Source organism: Anaerobacillus sp. QJM3NY_17, assembly GCF_056173665.1.
Genome location: NZ_CM149685.1, coordinates 3969443 through 3989448 on the forward strand (window position 1 = coordinate 3969443; position 20006 = coordinate 3989448).

The 20006-nt window shown below is 36.6% G+C and carries 15 protein-coding genes; 2 read left to right on the top strand and 13 right to left on the bottom strand.

What is annotated here, in order from left to right:
- Nucleotides 1-119: 119 nt before the first annotated feature.
- Nucleotides 120-677 carry a hypothetical protein gene (locus tag AC0VYV_RS20315; protein WP_475374184.1) on the bottom strand — a complete coding sequence of 186 codons (558 nt, stop codon included), beginning with the start codon at nt 675-677 and terminating at the stop codon, nt 120-122.
- Between the two features lie 421 nt (nt 678-1098).
- On the opposite strand from AC0VYV_RS20315, the gene AC0VYV_RS20320 reads away from it, so the two are divergent.
- On the top strand, nt 1099-1872 hold the full coding sequence (locus tag AC0VYV_RS20320) for a hypothetical protein (RefSeq protein ID WP_475374185.1): 774 nt from the start codon (nt 1099-1101) through the stop codon (nt 1870-1872).
- Nucleotides 1873-2371: 499 nt separating this feature from the next.
- Here the strand turns inward: AC0VYV_RS20320 and istB are convergent, their stop codons facing one another.
- The 12 genes from istB to pgsB all read right to left on the bottom strand — a co-directional run bounded on the left by istB (nt 2372) and on the right by pgsB (nt 17378).
- On the bottom strand, nt 2372-3136 hold the full coding sequence (gene istB / locus AC0VYV_RS20325; RefSeq protein ID WP_371017751.1) for an IS21-like element helper ATPase IstB: 765 nt from the start codon (nt 3134-3136) through the stop codon (nt 2372-2374).
- Nucleotides 3136-4680 carry an IS21 family transposase gene (gene istA / locus AC0VYV_RS20330; protein ID WP_371017948.1) on the bottom strand — a complete coding sequence of 515 codons (1545 nt, stop codon included), beginning with the start codon at nt 4678-4680 and terminating at the stop codon, nt 3136-3138. Before istA ends, istB begins: the two co-directional genes overlap by 1 nt.
- 126 nt (nt 4681-4806) lie before the next feature.
- Entirely contained in the window at nt 4807-5313 is a 507-nt protein-coding gene (locus AC0VYV_RS20335) for a hypothetical protein (RefSeq protein WP_475374186.1), read from the bottom strand.
- On the bottom strand, nt 5310-6941 hold the full coding sequence (locus tag AC0VYV_RS20340) for a putative bifunctional diguanylate cyclase/phosphodiesterase (protein WP_475374906.1): 1632 nt from the start codon (nt 6939-6941) through the stop codon (nt 5310-5312). The genes AC0VYV_RS20335 and AC0VYV_RS20340 overlap by 4 nt, the downstream gene beginning before the upstream one ends.
- Nucleotides 6942-7357: 416 nt before the next feature.
- Entirely contained in the window at nt 7358-8041 is a 684-nt protein-coding gene (locus AC0VYV_RS20345) for a hypothetical protein (protein WP_475374187.1), read from the bottom strand.
- A 235-nt stretch (nt 8042-8276) separates the two neighbouring features.
- A complete protein-coding gene (locus tag AC0VYV_RS20350; protein WP_475374188.1) occupies nt 8277-8924 on the bottom strand; it encodes an N-formylglutamate amidohydrolase in 648 nt (215 codons plus the stop codon).
- A gap of 72 nt (nt 8925-8996) precedes the next feature.
- Complete coding sequence (locus AC0VYV_RS20355) at nt 8997-12530, bottom strand: C40 family peptidase (protein ID WP_475374189.1); 3534 nt, start codon at nt 12528-12530, stop codon at nt 8997-8999.
- 130 nt (nt 12531-12660) lie between these two features.
- Entirely contained in the window at nt 12661-12867 is a 207-nt protein-coding gene (locus tag AC0VYV_RS20360; RefSeq protein ID WP_475374190.1) for a hypothetical protein, read from the bottom strand.
- Between the two features lie 54 nt (nt 12868-12921).
- Nucleotides 12922-14580 carry a gamma-glutamyltransferase gene (gene ggt, locus AC0VYV_RS20365; RefSeq protein WP_475374191.1) on the bottom strand — a complete coding sequence of 553 codons (1659 nt, stop codon included), beginning with the start codon at nt 14578-14580 and terminating at the stop codon, nt 12922-12924.
- A complete protein-coding gene (locus tag AC0VYV_RS20370) occupies nt 14570-15724 on the bottom strand; it encodes a CapA family protein (protein ID WP_475374192.1) in 1155 nt (384 codons plus the stop codon). Before AC0VYV_RS20370 ends, ggt begins: the two co-directional genes overlap by 11 nt.
- An 11-nt stretch (nt 15725-15735) precedes the next feature.
- On the bottom strand, nt 15736-16185 hold the full coding sequence (gene pgsC, locus AC0VYV_RS20375) for a poly-gamma-glutamate biosynthesis protein PgsC (RefSeq protein WP_475374193.1): 450 nt from the start codon (nt 16183-16185) through the stop codon (nt 15736-15738).
- Between the two features lie 11 nt (nt 16186-16196).
- Entirely contained in the window at nt 16197-17378 is a 1182-nt protein-coding gene (gene pgsB, locus AC0VYV_RS20380) for a poly-gamma-glutamate synthase PgsB (RefSeq protein WP_475374194.1), read from the bottom strand.
- A 970-nt stretch (nt 17379-18348) separates the two neighbouring features.
- On the opposite strand from pgsB, the gene AC0VYV_RS20385 reads away from it, so the two are divergent.
- A complete protein-coding gene (locus AC0VYV_RS20385) occupies nt 18349-19716 on the top strand; it encodes an FAD-binding oxidoreductase (RefSeq protein ID WP_475374195.1) in 1368 nt (455 codons plus the stop codon).
- Nucleotides 19717-20006 lie beyond the last annotated feature (290 nt).

Below are 20006 nucleotides of genomic sequence, written 5' to 3' on the forward strand. Positions count from 1 at the left end.
TTCACCGTTCTTCTATAAAAACAGTTAAGTTACTTAGCAAATTGTTAGCTCAACTGTTCTTTCACAATCTTACTTTAATCAAAATGAATCACGGGAACCGTCCCCCGTGATTCTTTGGTTTAGAAAAGCATGAAATTCTGGAGCATCTCCTCCAATGCAGAAAAAAGGATATTTGCCATTATGACGATCGTAATCAATGTTCCTAAATAAGTGACAAGCGTACAATAAACCGAATCCAATCCTGACATTGTGTTTTTCCTAAACGTTGTGATGACCAGTGGTGGGACGGTTAAGAGGGAACCTAAAAACCCTAGTAGTAATACAACAGCAAAAAACTTTATTTGTAAGATAGCCATAACAAGCGCTACTACAAATAGACCTAAAAAAGGAATAAGAAATACACCGAACCTGGAGATGACTTCTTTATAGCTCGCGGTTCCTTTTCCAAGTTTGATCGACACAAATGTATAAGTGCCTACTAATAAAATAAAAATCGCATATCCAAATGCAGGTTTAAGTACAACATTTAAAAATGGACTTTCGATATACTCTGTGTATTCTTTAGCCCCAAAGTAAACCATTAAAGGTAAAAATAATGCATATAAACACACGGTTATCATTGCATTCAGAATTTGTTCAGCTCCAACTTGTTGGGCTTCTCCATACGGTTTTTTCAACACCTTCTTAAATAGAGAAAAATAAGAACTTGAAGTCCTCTTTATATTGCTAAGATTTACGTTCACTCCGGATGAGACTACTTGGGTATTTGCCATTTCATAAGATGATCGACTCTCCCCTTCATTGCCTACAGTCACCAAGGGAGTACCACACTTTCCACAGTAATTCCCTCCCCGGCTTTGAATTTCTTTACAAGTTTCACAATACATAACCTCAGCTCCTCTCTCGTTTCTCGTGAAATAATAAATCAATAATTTATTTATAATTATTGAACAGTAAATATATGACTTGTTTTATAAATAAATGGAATTTATGAGGGAGTATGTTCTAAAGAAACCTTCTCTAAAATACGTTAAGAGGGTTGACGACGATCGGTGCAAGTCAACGTGTAAACGACATTCATAAAGGGGAGAGGGACGAATGCGGGTGAAAATGCTCATTCTATGTCTATTCATTGTAAGCGGGTGTAGCATGCCGTCATTTGTTAGTAATCAGTTTATTGATCCAGAGAAACTCATGAAAGAGGCTCAAGAGAACATGATGGAGATTGAATCTATAAAAGCGGAGGGGAATATGAATTTCGAAGGTAACCTTGCAGGAATTTCTTATACTTACAACGCAACGAATGATTCTCAGGCAAGGATGAATGGAGGTATCATTACTGAAGCCTATATGAATATTGCAGCTGAAGGAACAGGTATACAACCTGCGACAGAACAGATTTATTTTAGTACTACCGAGTATGGTATTTATGACGACTCCACAGATTCCTGGGTTATGACTAGTTATCTTCCTGAAGAACAAGTTCTCATTGATTTATTTTCATCCTTATTAAATCCTTCCAATTCAATGAATCAGTATTTCGAATCGAAAATTGACACAAAGTTAAAAGTAATCGGTCAAGAAACAATCGATGGGGTAGATTGTGTTGGTATCTATATTGAAACAAATGCAGATCAAATGATGTCTGAAATCTCTCCGCTACTCTCCTTTTTCGCCGGACCTGCCGCAAAGTTATCTACCTCTCTAACAGGTGCATTAGTAAAGAATTTAGAAATCACTTATTGGATTGGAAAGCAGGATAAATTAGTTTATAAGCTAGAAACGAAGTTGCCAACACCGATTTTTGATTATACCTCTACTCTACGTGTATATGACCACAATAGCGAATTTGTTTCCCTTAAAGATAGATAAGAAAAATCACCGGAATCATCAGGACAGTTCTCTGATTCATTAAAGTAAAAGATCAAAAAGAAGGTGAACGAACCACATTCACAATTCGTTCACCTTCTTTATATGTATTAACTTAATATTATTTATCTAGTTAAGAAATGAAACACTACAGTCCGAGACTGGTAAAAAACAACTTTTTCACATTTAAAAACAACCGATTGGGAATTTAACTCAGTTATACTTAATTATCTTTATTTGGGTTATTTATTGCTGATAACAAAAAATTGTGATAAACAGAATGTACAAATATCCTCGATGAACGCTTATACCCTTTATAAAAAAGAATAAAGAAAGCTATTGCTACTAAAAAAATGAACTGCCATTCTCCAACGTGTGTGTTTCCTGGTCTAAACATAAGCATAATAATTGAAATTATTATTGTTAAAAAAGAAACTGTGGATAAACTTCTATAAAAATGTAGACGTCAAGTTGAATTTTACACTTTCTGCTCGTTTCCTTTTTACACTTCTGCTGAAAAAATGCTTTTCCGATTCTTCATACGATGACTTTCCTCATTTTCTCCGCCGTGGATAACTTCAACACGATGAAGTAAACGATCCAAAATGGCTGTTGTTATGCCCTGATCCCCAATTAAATGCCCCCACTCATCAGGACTTTTATTTGATGTAAGGATGATCGAACTTCGTTCGTATAAATGATTAATAAGATGAAAGAATAAGTTTGCTTCTCTTTGATCCATTGCCATATACATCAAATCATCAATAATCACCAGGTCAGCACTTCTAAGGCGTTTGAGTTGTACCTTTGATTTGTTTAGGTATTCTTCAGTCTTTAAGAGTTGTACAAGCTCACCCATAGTAGCGAAGTAAACATTAAATCCTCTGTAAACGGCTTCGAGTCCAAGTCCAATGGCGATGTATGTTTTCCCAATGCCAGGCGGACCTAGAAGAATTAAGTTGTACTGCTGTTCCAGCCAGCTTAACTCTCTGAGTTGAGCTAATTCTCTTGCAGTCAGAACGTTTTGGCCTTTCAATTCAAACTCATCTAGTGACTTTTCGAAAGGGAAGCGTGCCCATTTCATTCTTTTTTCAAGGTTTTTTGCTTCACGTTTTGCTAATTCATATCCCGTAATAGATTCTAAGAATTCTAAGTAAGTCCATGAAGATTTTTCAGCTTCGCGAAGAAGCTGTGGGAGCTTCTCCGCGGTTTCTGCCAGTCGTAACTGACGAAATTGTTCCCGTAATTCATTCACAGTCTTATTCATCAGACCCTACCTCCTAAAATGCTAGTATACGTATTTAAGGATCGAGTAGAGGCCTTAATATCAGTATGTTTGGCTAGATTTGAATAATGCGATTCTATTTCTTGGACAGGTTGATGATTCGTTGTATGAAGATGATGTGCAAGATCACGAAAATCGTTTGCACTGAACAGTCTGTCTGTCATACACTTGCTTATCGCAGAATCGATAAATGATGGATACCGTTGAATCACCCGATGAATGATTGCGAACTGGTCTCGACGATACCGTCGGTATCTCTGGCTAATTTCATCAAAATAAACAGCTGCCTGATTTTGATCTTCGAAAAAGGAAATCAAACGTTGTTTAAACTCTTCAATTCCTTTTGAGCGATCACGTATATGATTGCGGTTTTGAATCAATTTCCCTTTTTCTAAACTAATCTCATGCTCGGCGATCACTTCACCCTTTGATTCCTTTCGAATCACGAGTGTCTGTTGTTCATCACCTTTCAGTTCAATCAAAACAAGGTTTTCAGACTTTGTTTGGTGAGTCCCTAGTGGGACGGAATAACGGTTTGACTTATAACGGATTGTATTGTCCTTGCTTACGGTTCTTGTTATACTTTGCTTACTGGTACTTTCAAATGAAAGTAACGAAGAGACTGGCTGTAAGTGTTGCTTTTCGAGGAGAAACACTTCTGCTGGTCTTTTTTTCGTTGTTTGATGAACTTGATGGTTCCCAGTACGCTGGAGCCACTGTAATCCTCGGTGATTCCAATCCTCTATATCACTGAAAACTCGACTGTCTGCGAAGTTACCTTTTATGTACTTCACTACATTTTCAATCATGCCTTTGGATTCAGGGTCAGCTCTTCTACATAAATGAATTCTAAACTTACGTTCATTCACATAACTTTGAAACTCAGCTGTTAAAAGTAGCTGTCCTGCATTCTCGCTGACTGTAATTAAATGATCCTGATCATACACGATTTCGTTGGTATGTCCTCCGTAGAATTGAAATGCGTTTTCATGGCACCGAATCGCATCTCTTGTGGTAAAAGGAGATGTTTGCCATTCCATATATTTATACCTTGAGTGGGCGAGTACAAATGCGATAAAGTACAGTTTGATCTCTTTACTATCAGTCGTTTTCTGTTTTGTTTCACCCCAGTCTACCTGAAGTTGTTTTCCCATTGGTTGTTCAGGAACTGCCTCGTACTGACGAACATTTACCTTTTTCTCAATTTGATAGACTTCCCTGACTTCTTTTACGTAAGACCTCACTGTACTTCCACCGACCATGAGGTCGGGATATCTCTCGAGAAGCCAATCATGAATTTGTGCAGCACTCAGATGAGGGTACTCTTCTAACCAAGCAAGTATCCAGTCTTTGTAGCTGTCTAACTTCTTGTTCCTTCCGAGTGGCTGTTCAGTGTAAGCTCTTGCTTCATCAAAGCTCATCGCCAAATACTTATAGACAGTTGGTCTTGAGATCTTAAGCTCCTTAGCAATTTGTGCTATTTTTAACTTCCGCTTATGTAATTCTTGAATCTTAACATATAACACTAATTTCTCCTCCAACACCCTAACCTCCAGTAAATAACCTTACAGACTATTTTACTAAAGTATTAGGTTAATAGAGCAAAAGTGTAAAATCTCATCAAGCGATTACTGTCAACTTTATTCTAGCGTTTACAAAAAACTATATTGTCTATTATAAATAGCGGTTTTATGTGCATTGTTATTTTGTAAAATATAACAATGACATATTGAGAATAATTGTTGTATTTTGTTTTTATCACTCTTCCCAGTAACAGGAACCTCCCCATTTGTATATTTTAAAAGCACAATATTTCTCACATCAAATCCCTCATAGAATCCAAACTTCTGAATAAGCGCCTTTTTTATCCACCTACGCAAATCTTCACTTTCTTCTAGTAAAATATGAGAATATTTTTTCTTAATGAAGACTTTTTCCAAGAATAAACTAATCATTTGAATGGCCTGTCCTAACAAATAACTTACAAATAAGAAAAAGGAGACTTTAATAAAGCTAGCACCTATTTTTTCGTTCTGTAAAAGACTTAACATCCCCATACTGTATGCAGTTTCATTTAATAATTTTAAGGAAATAATAAACATTATTGTACCTGGAACAATATAACTAATAACATCATAAATATCAAAATTCGTATTCATTTTCCCTCCTGAGTTTGTAACATGTGAAGAAACGAAGAACAGGACAAGGGCTTAGAAATATAGTTACCCTGCAGCATGTCGCTATTTATTGATTTCATACTTAAATATTGAAGCTTTGTTTCCACTCCCTCTACTACCACTTTTAAACCTAATTTGTGAGCCATTTGAATAATCATTTGTACAATTATGCGTTTTTTTTCACTTGTCTCGATGTTCAAAACAAATTGCTTATCAATTTTCAAAGTATCAATAGGCAAGTTATAAACTCGGCTAAGTGAAGACCTATCTATACCAAAATCATCTAACGCTATCGTACAACCAAGTTTTTTTAATTCATGGACATACTTAATATGAGTATCATCACCAAGTAGGCTTTCAGTAATCTCAAATTCAATATGTTTCAAGTCATTACAATCTATACTTCTCTTCACTTGATTAATCAACTTTTCCTTTAACAACAATTGTCTAACTGAAAGATTAATGGCTATTCTTATATCTTCTTGACATTTCTTAAATTTCTGCAAATCATTCGCCACTTTTTCAATAACGTAAAACCCCAACTTGTTTATTAATCCTGATTCTTCAGCAAGAGGAATAAATTCAGCTGGGGATAGTTGACCCAAAGATGGATGATACCATCTAACTAAGGCTTCTGCCGAACTTATTGTCTCAGAATAAATATCAAATTGTGGTTGATAAAAAACCTGAATTTTATTATTTTCAAGAGCTTTTTTGAGTGAAGCACTAATCTCGAATTTATTTTTGGAAATAAAGCTATTGAATTTTTCTTCTTTTACGTTCTTCAATAAATTATTTTTTGCTTCTTCAACTAAAAATTCAGTAGTTTTATTACATCCCTTTGTGTAATTGGAACTACCGGTGTTAATTTGTATTGAAATTTCATAATCCTGTATATGTATTGGACTTGATAACTCCTTCAAAAGTCGATCTATTACTCGCCTTACTTCGCTACTTGTAACTTCAGAAAGAAAAACCCCAAAAATATCATCGTCAAATCTCGAGATTGTATCTTCCACTCTTAAGCATGCTTTCAATTTATTCGATAATATAATCATTAATTCTTTATGAATATATTGCCCATAGTTTTTTACGATTTTTTCACTGTTTGTTATTTTAATCATAATAACAGATACCATTAAGTTTGTTCTCTTAACCTTGTCAAGTGCAGAATTCAAACGATCAAGAAAAACAAATGATTTAGGGAGACCTAATTCCTGATCATATAATATTTTTATCATTTCACTATCTGAGCTCGGCATTTTAATTACTTCTTTATTTATCACTTCTAGAATAAATGTCTTTTCATTATATGTTATCAATGAAGAATGAAATTCTAGTTTATTTTGTTCATCAATTTGATATTGCTCTTTTATCTTTCTCTCCTGGTTTGTTAACAATTTACTCGTTCTCTTAGAAAATCGATCGAGGTGTATAGTCAATTCTTGTTCATTCTTGTAAGAGAGATTAATAGTTTCATTTTTAGATATATTGACCATACTACTAGCAATCTGGTTGATGTGAATAACTTTGAAAGTGGTTACTTCCAATTCTTCATAAAGAACCACTCCTAATCCAGCCTGATTAAATGCTTCACTGATACTAAGCACATTTTCCAATTTCAAGTCGCTCCTTATTAAAGTATAAGAACCCTTAGTAGGTCTGTTAAATGGATTGACTAACAAACTATTATTTCAATTAACCTTTCAATCCGTTTGAAGTAACTCTTCCATTCACTATTAGTAACATAAGAAATAGTATTCTATATAACGAACGATTTTCCCTTCTTTAAAATTGATATTTCTACATTCGAATTACTTGGACTGTACTGTTGATGTTATTACTCAATACTTTACTATTCAAAATGAAAAACCAGGTGAGCTAAGAATTAAGATTGTTAGCTACCTGGTTTTCTTTAAGTAAAATATTCAGTTTTGGTTAAATAAATTATTCGAGCACTTTTCTAGGTTTAGATTATTTTCAAAATCACAAATCAATCAATAAGTTGCTAAAGTATGTATTTCAATTAATGAACAAACGTAAGAGTAACTTCTTTTCCATCCGCTATTAGATCATATGTCTCCTGTTCCGTGACATCAGAGGTAAAGAACTTTAAGGTGGAGATATCTTTCTCATTTAATATAAACCCATCATACATAGGTCCATTAACTTTTCCCATTAAATCTCCTTTAAGTTCAGTTGTATCTTGGATAAAATCAGAATTCCAACCATCAATTTGCTGACCTTTGTTTGTCACAATTTTGTCTATGCCTTCAAAAATTACATATTGGTCTTTGGTATTTTCCAAATGGGAAGTTACCTGAAGAAATACAAACCCTTTTTTAGGGTCTATCTCTCTATCAGTGAAATGACTCATTTGATTAGCGTATTCCTCAGAAAGCTCAGTCAGTTGAAATATCTCCATTGTTTCAATGGTGAAAATTACAGGATCCAATTCAATTATTTCATTGACTTCTTCAACCTTTATCAATTCAGCGGTTCCTCGATCATCCTTTATAATATGACCTACTTCTCCTGGACCAGGATTACTATTTTCTTCAATTTTGCTATCTCTTGTATCCTCACTAGCAGATACCTGTGAGTTTTGAATTATTTCTTTACCACTTAATTCTTGTGCATTTTTTCCACATCCAATTAACGAAATTGCAATGAAAATGGATAATGCCCCTATTTTAAATAGTTTGTACAAAAAAATCCCCCTTTGTTTAAAACCTTATATTAGAGTACGACAAAAGGAAATTTATGTCTAGATACCTGGTCATATTTTCTAGTTTTAAGTTGTTTTTACATGTTTATTTAATTAGATAAAAATATATATGTTTATCCCTACAACCAGTGGAACTGTTCTGTTAATCTCTTTCTTTGACTCATATTCATACAAATCAGTTTTAAAAATCATAGAGATGGCCTAAATCACATTATTTTCAATTTGGGATTATTTTAATAATTCCACTTAAACATTTAACCATTCTATCAAACAAATCGAGCTCTCTCCTAGGATCCCGATACTTCCGATTGATTTCGATCTGAACGGCTTCCATTTTCAATGCATTAGAAGAATGATAAGTAATGGTCCCAGGATGTGATGCAGTAAAACGCTTATTGACAGTTACTTCTATGTTTTCTTTGTGAAAACGATCAATCATAATATCAAGTTTCTGTTTGGAAAGTGTTTTTCCATTACTTGTACCTAAATCAACATCAAATGATCTATTTAAGGCAGCACCGTGTAAATCAATTACCAAACCAATCTCATGATTCAAGCAATATTCTCTAAGAACGTCTTTGTAATGTCCATCTAATACGTAATTAGGATCTTCCCCCATTTTAGTATTTAAAATAACATGACAGCCTGTTATTTCATGGAGTAACAAAGTTATTGCACCTGTGTAAACATCTGCCTCCTTCTCATCACCATTTCTTATCTGTTTTGTTGTATGAGGGGCTGAGACTATTACAGGAATTACTCCTTGCTTTACCATTAAAGATTGATCAGCATCCACATCTCCTCGATAGCTGTTTTGTGAAAACTGATCCTCTATCTCTAAAATCTTTTGCAAATCTAGTATCATAACTCACTCTCCTCTTCACCCACATTATATAAAAAAAGTCAGGAACGACATAGTCCCTGACTTTTTACACATTTATTCAATTATTCTTCTTGCCTCTTTATACTTGGGAGCCCAATAACTACTTCCTTCCAAATTCGAAATATAAACGCCATACGTTTCAGTCACATGAATAAATTCATTATTCCCTACGTATATTCCAGGATGAATATAATTCCCTTCAAAGAAAACAAGATCACCTTGCTGAAGATCCGTCTTATCGACATAACTCCCAACTTCGATTTGTTGAGATCCATAGTTTGGTAGGACGATGTCATTTTGGGCATAAACATATTGCACAAACCCAGAAGCATTAAAACCTTCTGGTGTTTTCCCGCCAGTTAAGTAAGGTACACCAAGATAATTCTTTGCTTCTTTTACAATACTACTCGTAGTCGTATCATTTTCTAGATTATATCTCCTGGCACCTGTGTACTTAGGTGAATAGTAGGAATTATGATCCAAATACCCGACAGATACTTCACCGGCCTGTCCATTTGAATGTATAATCTGACCGTTTCCAACATAAATGCCATTGTGAGATATACCAGGTTGGTACGTATCACTAAAGAAGACCACATCTCCTGGTTGCAAATCACCTTTCGCAACTGGCTCTCCGAACTCCCATTGGTCAGTACTCGTTCTAGGTAAGTAAATATCATAGAATTCATTATAAACATGTTGAACGAAGCTCGAACAATCAAAGTAGTCTGGCATTCTCTCAGTTCCTAACTCATATGGAATTCCCAGATAACTAGCAGCAACTGATACTACTGGAATGTCTACTTGTAACTTCAGTCCGTCATATCGTTTAGCATAAGCAAATTTAGATGAGTAATAATTGCTTTTATTTAGATAATCAATCGTAGCACCTTCTGAGCTTGTCACATGTGCAAATTGATCATTTCCAAGATAAATGCCATTGTGTGAGATGCCTTCTTTATAGGTGTTTTCAAAAAAGACAACGTCACCAGGCTTAAGATTTTCAAGTGAAATCGATTCACCAACAGCCGATTGCTCTTCTGTATATCTTGGAATATAGATATCAGCTGCCTTTTCAAATACATATTGAATGTATCCTGAACTATTAAAACCTTCAGGCGTCTCTCCGCCAGATTCATAAGGAGAACCAATAAGATTCATTGCTTCTTTCGTAATTGCATTCTCAGCTACAACTTTAAGGCCGTTATAGCGACGCGCACCTGAATACTTTGAGCTGTAATAGTCGCTTTTGTTAAGATAATCGATCACAACTCCATTAGAGGTTGTCACATGAATAAATTGATCGTTCCCTAAATAGATGCCATTATGCGAGATTCCTTCTTTGTAAGTATTACTAAAGAAGACCACGTCTCCCGGTTGAAGGTCTTCAGTAACCTCTTCTCCTGTTTTCCATTGATAAGCTGTAGTACGGGGAATTACTGTTTCTAGCACAGTTTGAAAAACGTACTGAATATAACCGGAACTATCAAAGCCATCAATCGATTCCCCACCACTCTTATATGGAGCATCGATATGTGATAATGCTTCAGTCGTCACATCATTTACCGCTTGAATTTTCATCTCACTATACCTTCTTGCTCCCGTATATCTCGAGCTATAGTAAGAATTTTTATCTAGATAATCAATCTTCACTCCAGCTGATGTTGTAACATGAGCGAACTGATCTTGACCTAAATAAATACCATTATGTGACAGACCTTCTTTATAAGTATTACTGAAAAAGACGACATCTCCAGGTTTAAGATCTTCTTTTGAAATTTCCTCACCTAGTTTCCATTGATCATCTCTTGAGGTCGGTAGAACAATACCTTTACTTTCATTAAAGAGATACTTTATGAATCCATAGCTACTAAAACCTTCTGGTGAATCGCCACCGCTTAAATAAGGAGAGTCTACTAACGAAATGGCCAATTCACCGACAGGATCAGAAACCTCTAGCTGAAGGTTTTCGTAACGTTTTGCCCCTGTATATTTTGAATGATAGTAATTGTTCTTATCTATATAGTCAATGGTTACTCCTGAAGACGTCGTAACATGAACAAATTGATCATTCCCTATATAAATACCATTATGTGATAGACCTGGCTTATACGTATCACTGAAAAACACTACATCTCCTGGCTGAAGTTCATCTTTATCCACTTCTTTTCCGAGTAGCCATTGGTCTTCCCTTTTTCGAGGAACCAATGTGTCTCCTCCACTTTGAAAGACATACTCTATGAAGCCTGAACTATCGAAACCTGTTGGTAATTCACCACCACTTTTATATGGAGATCCAATTAAGTCAATGGCTTCTTTTGCGACAAGATTATCTGGTTTTGGCTTTAAAGAATCATAGCGTCGCGCGCCGGTATATCGCTCATTGTAATAAGAGTTATTATCCAAATAATCGATTGTCACTCCCTCTGAAGTCGTTACATGGGCAAATTGATCATTACCCAAATACACCCCATTGTGCGATAAACCGGACTTATACGTATTGCTAAAGAAAATAATATCTCCAGGTTGAAGGTTTTCTTTTAAAACCTTTTCTCCTGCCTTCCATTGATGATCTCTTGTTGATGGAAGGTAGATGTCCTCCGCTTCTTTAAACACATATTCAATGAAGCCGTAACTACTTAATCCAGATAAAGTATCTCCACCACTCTTATAAGGAGTGCCGAGTAATTTCATTGCTTCTTTAGCTACGGTATTAGACGGTTGCGGGTTCACGTTACTATACCGTCTTGCCCCAGTATATTTTGTGCGATAATAATCATTTTGCTGAATAAAATCAATAACTACTCCAGAACTAGTCGTTACATGTGCAAACTGATCATTACCCAGATATATACCGTTATGGGAGATTCCTTCTTTATAAGTATTACTGAAGAAAACAACATCTCCTGGTTTTAAATCATTTCCCCCAATTTCTTCACCAATTTCCCACTGTTGTTCGGTTAACCCTGGAATCGTTGTATCAGCTGCTGTCTGAAAAACATACTCTACAAATCCAGATATATTAAAGCCTTCCGGAGAATCTCCTCCGCTTTTGTAAGGCGCACCGAGTAACGAAATCGCTTCTTTAGCAATAGGAGAATCGCTTAAATCAATCGCTAAGTTATCATACCTCTTCGCTCCAGTATATTTCGATTCCCAATATTCACTATCATCGAAGGAATCAATTGCTACACCTTCAGAAGTTGTTACATGAACGAAATGATTATCCCCTAAATAAATGCCGTTATGTGAAATTCCTTCTTTGTAAGTATTACTAAAAAAGACAACATCACCTGGACGTAAATCACTTCTTTCAACTTCTAACCCAATATCCCACTGTTCAGATAAATACCTTGGAACATAAATATTCGTACTGTTACGAAAAACATAGTAAACAAATCCAGAACCGTTGAAACCCTCTGTTGATTCGCCTCCAGAGAAAAATGGCGTACCTAGATGACTTTCCGCTTCACTAATAATTTTCTGAGAGACGTCATCCTCAGCTGAAACATTAGATTGATAAACAAGTAAAAATGAAAAAAAGACAATAACCCACCATTTGCATGAAAATTTTACCTCTATATGCAAAATATCCCCCCCCTGTACATTCTAAAGATTACTGTGAATCTTGTCGAAAAGTCAACGAGATATTTGTCAGAAAATAAAAAGAAGTAAAAAGGCACGGTTCTTGTATACAAGAACCGTGCCTTTAGACCTATTAATTTGTAACTTTAAACGTTGACTTCGCTGTATCCAAATCTTTTGGGGTATTTTCAGTTGCCTGCTGTTCAATAATCAATTGCTGTTCCTCAATCGAAGTCTTTTCTGAATCAGTTAACGTATCAACCTCTTTAAATGTGACCATAAAAGCGAAAATAAATGTTAATAAAATAAAAGGACTTACTTCACGTAGAACTGTTTTCATGAATTATCTCTCCCTAAAAAATTTAGTTTTTGTTTTAATCTCGTAAAATATTTATTAATTTCTAACTTGCCATGCTCCCAATCTTCGTTGATCAGCACCACCATAAAGCATATCTTCTTCATAATTGACAATTAGACTTTGTACTCCACCGTAATATTGACTTGCACCATAGTACTCAACTTCGTAACCCCGATCTTCTAATTCCTCAGCTACTTCTTCAGGGTATTCTTCTTCTGACTCCAACTGAATTCTTTCATCTTCAACGTAGAATCGAGGTTGTTGAATCGCTTTTTCAATCGATTCTTTAAAAGTAAGATTTCGAATAAGCACTTCTGAAATCATCATCGGAATTCTTTTCCCACCGGGAGTGCCTATTCCAATGACCGGTTTTCCATCTTTAGATAAAATGGTTGGAGCTGTAAAGCTACGTGGACTCTTACCAGGCTCTATTTTATTAGGAGAGTCACTGCTCTCACTGAAATTTTTCAGCTGATTATTCACAAAATAACCATCAACATATTTTCCAGAACCAAAGAAATTACTAAGTGTGTGAGTCGCAGAAACCATCGTCCCATCTTTGTCAATGACTACGAAATGTGTCGTATTATCATGATCTTCATCATCTGCTGGACTATCATTCACTTCATATTTATCAGACAAATGTTCCATTGAAATATCTTCAGCTAATTCGCTAGAATATTCCATACTTGTTAACTTTTCTGTTTGAATATCTTCAAAACCAGGATCTGCAATATTATCAATACGATCGTTATAAGTTCTCTTTGTAATTTCACCAACGATATGTATAAAATCTGCAGGTTCATCTACTGTTTCTTCTATATTCATTAATTCTGCCATCTGTAACGATTGAATCAGGGTTATTCCAGCTAAAGGGGCTGGGGCAGAATAAACATCATATCCTGCGAACTCTCCTTTCACAGGTTTTTGCTTCAATACTGAATAGGATTGTAAATCTTCACTCTTAATTTCATCTGTCGCTTCCAGAAAATTTTCTCCAAGTTCACCTTCATAGAAAGAATCTGAACCTTCCTTGCTAATCTTTCTTAATGTATCAGCAAGCTCTTTCTGTTTCAGCGTAACACCAGGATTAATCGGTTTCCCATTAGGATAAAAGTGAGGAATATCACTTGTAGGCATTCGATACTGCGCACCTTTCAACCGATCATATAGTGCTTCATCAACTTCAAAACCTTTTTCTGCAATTTCAATTGCTGGTGTAATAAGCTGTGTCATATCAACTGATCCATAATCTTCATGTAACGATTCCATCCCCTGAACTAAACCAGGAACCCCTGAATATTCAGAAGGCATTTCCCCACTTAATGGAGCATTTTCACGATACATATAAGTGATGGGTTCATCATCTTTAGGATAAATCAACATTTCTCCCCCACCACCGATACCAGATCCATAGGGCTCTACTACTCCAAGAACATAGGATACTGCAATAGCAGCATCCACCGCATTCCCTCCATTTTCCATCACTTCCATACCAGCTTTAACAGCCAGGGGATGTGATGCACTAACTCCATAACCTTCACTCGATTCTAAAGGTTTTCCAGCTTCCAAATCAAAATTTGGAGCAGTTGAGAACGGTAGATTATCGGGGGGAAGACCATAAAACTTAAAAAATGCACCCATACCAACTAAAAAAATAACCGACAGTAAGATAATGAATTTTTTACTTTCCAAGGGACTCTCCCTTCATTATATCTGAATGATCTACTTTCAAAATAATGCTCTCACCCTTTTTAGACCATCCATTATCATCTAAATTCTTAGTCATTTGTCTGGTGATTTTAAAACTGTTATACCAATTTAATTCTGTCAAAGGTCTTGGCTGAGCATTTTTAATGGTGGCAGGAATAATTTCGAACTCTCCTGTCCCATCTTTGTACAAGTGATATTGCACCATTGCCGTATCATGCGTCCTCGACCATCCTTGGTCAAAAACAAAATTACCAAGACTATAGAAAATAGCCGTATCATTGTACATTTCTACTGTTGATAAAACATGCGGGTGATGACCGATAATGGCGTCTGCACCAGCATCAGCAATGGCATGAGCTAGTTCCACCTGTCTAGGGTGTGGCTCATTCTCATACTCAACACCCCAATGGATATTGACGAACACAAGATCCGCATTCTCTTTTGCATCATTAATCAATGGGATTAAATATTCTGGGTTGGCTTCTAGAACGCCACCCTTTGTGTCTCCTGCTCTACTATCATTTTCAAAGATATCATTAAAACCTAGTGTTGCAATTGTTAATCCATTCACTTCTGAGTAATGAATCTGCTTCGCTTCCTCCAGATCTTTTCCAGCCCCAACAACATCCGTATTGGCTGATTTAAAAGTAGTAAGCGTATCTTCAAGACCTTCAATGCCATAATCAAGCGTATGATTATTGGCAAGGTTAACGACAGTGAAATTCGCTGCATCAAGTGCATCAGCACTATCAGTAGTAGTCTTCAAGTTTATTGACTTATCTACTTTTTGCGTATTTTCGTCTAGCACAATAGGATTTTCAAAATTACCCGATACGTAATCTGAGTTCTCAAAATAAGGTTTCACATATTCAAAAGGATGATCATTACCATTTGCATCTGTTGCTTTCTCGACATAGCGCCCTAACATGATATCGCCAACCATTGTTGCTGTTACCACGGCATCATTATCAACTGCTTCCGACTCTCCAGGTTTTAATAAATAGGAGAAAGGAATAATCAAAATAATACATAATCCTAAGGCAATAAAAGTGTGCGTAAGTGTTCTTTTCTTATGCCATTTCAACTTCTTTAATACTGTTTCTTTAAAATTCAACTTCCTAGCCATTTACATTCACCCTAAATAAGATAGTATGAGAACATGATTAAGAATGTAATACCGCTAAGGAGTATGGTACTTCCTAGTGTAGGTACAACACCCTGTTTTTGAATCGTATTTGCGATCAAACCAGGTACAATAACACCAATCCCACGTAACTCAAATATCTCAAAAGGTATAATAGGATAAGCGAAATCCAAGATAAGTTTTAAAGCAATTCCTGTTGTTAACATCGCTGCAAATTTTCGTCTACCATATAGAATCGTAAATTTCGCTATACCATGTTGAACAATTAAATAGGTTAGCAAACTAATAATGAACATCGTTAACATGAAAATTGGTTGATCAAAGCTTAACGCAAGATATCCTGGAACAATTAATCCAGCTGGAAGAATCCCCGTTTTTTCTGCATAAATCAAACTTAAAATAACACCGATAACTAACGAAATATATAAATCCGAACCAAACACTATGCTTCCCCCTAGCTGACTTGCTGCTTGAACTTATACTGATTAAGCTTTTCAATCAATGGTTCTGCAGCCCCGTGAATATTTCCAACACCATATAGTACTTTATCGTTCAAAAACGGTTCTAACTCAGTAAATATTTGATCCGTTGTATAATGCTCAAGATCGAGCAAATGATCGGCTGGGATGACCCCCGCATCAAATGCATTAGCAATTGGACTCGTTGTTTCTCCAATTAAAACAAGTGTATGTGCTTCAATATAAGGGAGAACGTCTCTTGCAAATTGCTCTGTTCGGTCAACGCGGTCTTCTCTGCAGTTCATTATCACAATCGGTTTTTTCGAAGGATATCCCAGCTGATCTACACGTTCCCAAATATTAAGGGTAGATGCTGAGTCATTCGCTGCAAATCCGTTTACAAAAAAGGCAGGAGAATTGGGATTACCTAGAGGTAAAATTCTCATTGCACCGGGATCTGGCTGAGCATTCAGCATTCCTTTAAATGCCGTTTCTTCGTCAATACCAATCGCTTCAGCAACCGCAAGTGCGAGAGAGGCATTATCGGGGAATACCATATATTCAAACTTTAGAAGAAATTCATCAGAAATTCTTGAGTTATCGGCTACTATAACTTTTGTATTTCTTTTCTTTGCAATTTCCTTGTAGTATTCTTCATAAGGTGATTCAGTAATAATCAAATGCCCGTTATACGGAATCGTTGCAGTAAAGGCTTCTGCCACTTCATCTAGCGTTGGACCCATGACGTCCAGATGGTCTTCAAGAACATTCACAATAACACCAATATTTGCTTGGAGCATTTGTTTTTGAAAAATCACTTGATAGTCCGGATTAACCGCCATACATTCACTAACTAACGCTTCTGCATTTAAGTCTGCGGCTTCTTTAACAACCATTTTCTGTTCACGAATATTGGGACCTTCAAGCCTTCTCTTTATTGGCTTTTCTTCTCTTGTGTTCCAATACATCATTCTTGCCGACGTCCCTGTTGTTTTTCCAACCGTCCGCATATCAGCTTCCACAAGTACTCCCGTTACTAGCCTGGTAACAGTTGATTTTCCTCGAATTCCATTAATGTTCACCCTAACTGGTAAACTCTCAATGTTTTTTTGATGTTGTCTGTGCTCATAAATACCAATAGCTAAAACGAGACACAATATAAAAGGAATAAGTAGCATTTCCTTCTCCTTCCTGGAGGTTAATGTTTTAAATTGTTTTTCCATCTTGTTACCAAACGTTGTCCATTATAAGGTAACACCGACGTAAAAACAACAGCTTAACGAAAGATACTATAGGTTTTCTACATTTTTCTACCTTTCTTATAATAGCACTCGCGATTCTATAGAGATACAGGTTTTTTTGTCGAATAGTGTAAAGATATACAATTAGATTTACGTACTTCCAGAAGCTTAACTACTTATTAGGAAAACCTTCCTTGTTTATGTAAATACCTTTTAATTTAGCCCTCATATATTATAGACGATTCTTAATAGCACCCTTACTAAGGACATCAAATCTTTACATACATTTACTAACCTTTAACTTATTACTGTGCTTTACCTTTACTTCTTATTTTCTATAAGCCTCTTTTCGTTATATCCTTATAAACATTTTCTCTAGTACTGCCTTGATAGAACCAAGGTAATTAGGTACCTTACCTTTACCCTCTTATAGAAACGGATGATCTTAGTCCCCTGCTTTTGGCTTAGTCACTGACAGGATCTGTTGACTGGAGAGAAGATCAACGACATCCTGCATGCTTTGAACGTAAACCAATTCGATCTCGTCAATTTCTAACGTAGGAATCTTGGGGTCAAATGGAAGAAATAACGTTTGAAGCTGAACTTTTTCGCGGCCAGAATCGCGGCCATCATTCCTTCAACCGGTAGCACAGTGCCATCTAATGACAGGGCGCCAATAACTATAAGAATGAAAATTTAAGTATTGATGGTAGCGCTACTCGTAAAGGCTCCATTCAAATGTTGGTTTAACATGAAGATCAGTTGTTTCATTATAAATGAGAGAATTACGAGAACCGTCTCCGTGATGCCGATTCCTATTTCTTTTTTACTACATTTTTTCTAACCAATATTATCCATCGTGTGTTATAATGAACCCTGTTTTATTTATCCAATTGGGGGGGATTTTATGTTTCAAACATTAGAAAAGCAAGTTGGCGAGCGATTAATCTTGCCAAACCACGAGAATTTTGATGAAGCACGCAAGGTATGGAACAGTGCGATTGATCGTAAACCGGGGGTAATCGTGCGCTGTGAGACGGAAGAGGATGTAAAAGCTGGCGTTTCTTTCGCTCATGAGAACAACCTAACCGTCTCAGTAAAAGCTGGCGGACACCACCTGGGTGGTCTTGCGGTAGGTGATCATGCAGTCATGATCGACCTATCTACCATGAACAAGGTTACGGTAGATGCTGAAAAGAAAGTGGCCTATGTCCAAGGGGGAGCCACTTTGAAGGATGTAGATAACGAAACACAGAAATACGGTCTCGCTACACCGACTGGAACCGTATCTGAAACCGGGATTGCCGGCTTAACACTGAATGGTGGACTCGGCTATTTAAGAGGAAAATACGGCTTAACTTGTGACAACCTCGTTGGCGCAACCGTTGTTACTGCATCGGGTGAGTTAATTGAAGTAAACAAAACGAGTCACCCTGACCTCTTCTGGGCACTCCGTGGAGGCGGCGGTAACTTCGGGGTCGTTACTGAATTTGTCTATCAGCTGCATGAAGTGGGTCCTGAAGTGTTAGCCCTGGATGTGATGTATAATTACAAAGACGCGAAAGACGTCATTAAGAAAGCTCAAGACTACATGAACAATGCCCCTGACGAGGTGTCGATTAACATAACGATGACAACCTTGCCACCTGCACCGTTCATCCCAGAATTTCTACATATGAAAAAAGTCATCATGTTGACTGGCATGTTCGCTGGAACACCTTCGATTGGCGAAGAGGTTATCAAGCCTTTAAGAGAACTAGCCGAACCGATCGTTGATGGAACAGGCATCATGCCGTATACCCAGCTTCAAAGCAAGCTCGACGTCATGGTCCCAGAGCACGTTCCCGTACACGGAACCTCCCTCTACTTCAAAGGATTAACAGATGACGTCATCGAAACGCTTCTAACGAAAATTGATCAAGCACCAGCGCCAAGTATACTGGTTCAACTCTGGTCGCTTCACGGTAAAATGAATCGTGTCGCTTCAAGCGCAACGCCATACGCCATCCGAGATGCCAACTTCGTTCTTCTTACCGATATTATGGCGATGGATGTGGAACTCGATCTATGCAAAAAGTGGGCAGATTCGGTTTATGGAAGTCTACTGCCATCCTCCCATCACGAAGCCTCTTACTTAAATGGCATTACGCCAAGCGAGAAAGTGGTCAAAGCTGCGTTCCGAGGGAATTACGAGCGTCTCGTGAAGGTTAAGAACTTGTATGATCCTAAAAATGTGTTTTGTCATAATCCTAATGTTGTGCCAGGGGAGGAATAGAGAAAGGTAAAAGTAACGAAGACTAGCCTTTTGGATAATTGTCTTAGCTGAACGGATTTTCTCTTTAAGATTAAGAAGCTCAAGAATCTGCAGATTCTTGAGCTTCTATTATTAGCAATACATTTTCTGTTAATAGAATAAAGTGAATACTTTCTGCTCAGTAAATATGATCACAATAGTACACTATTATAGAAAGCCGGCATTATTATTTCTAGATAGAATCTCGAGAACCGTCCGAGATCAGTGAAAAAATGGTCACTTTCTTAAAATAAGCTTTTTAAGGGGTACTA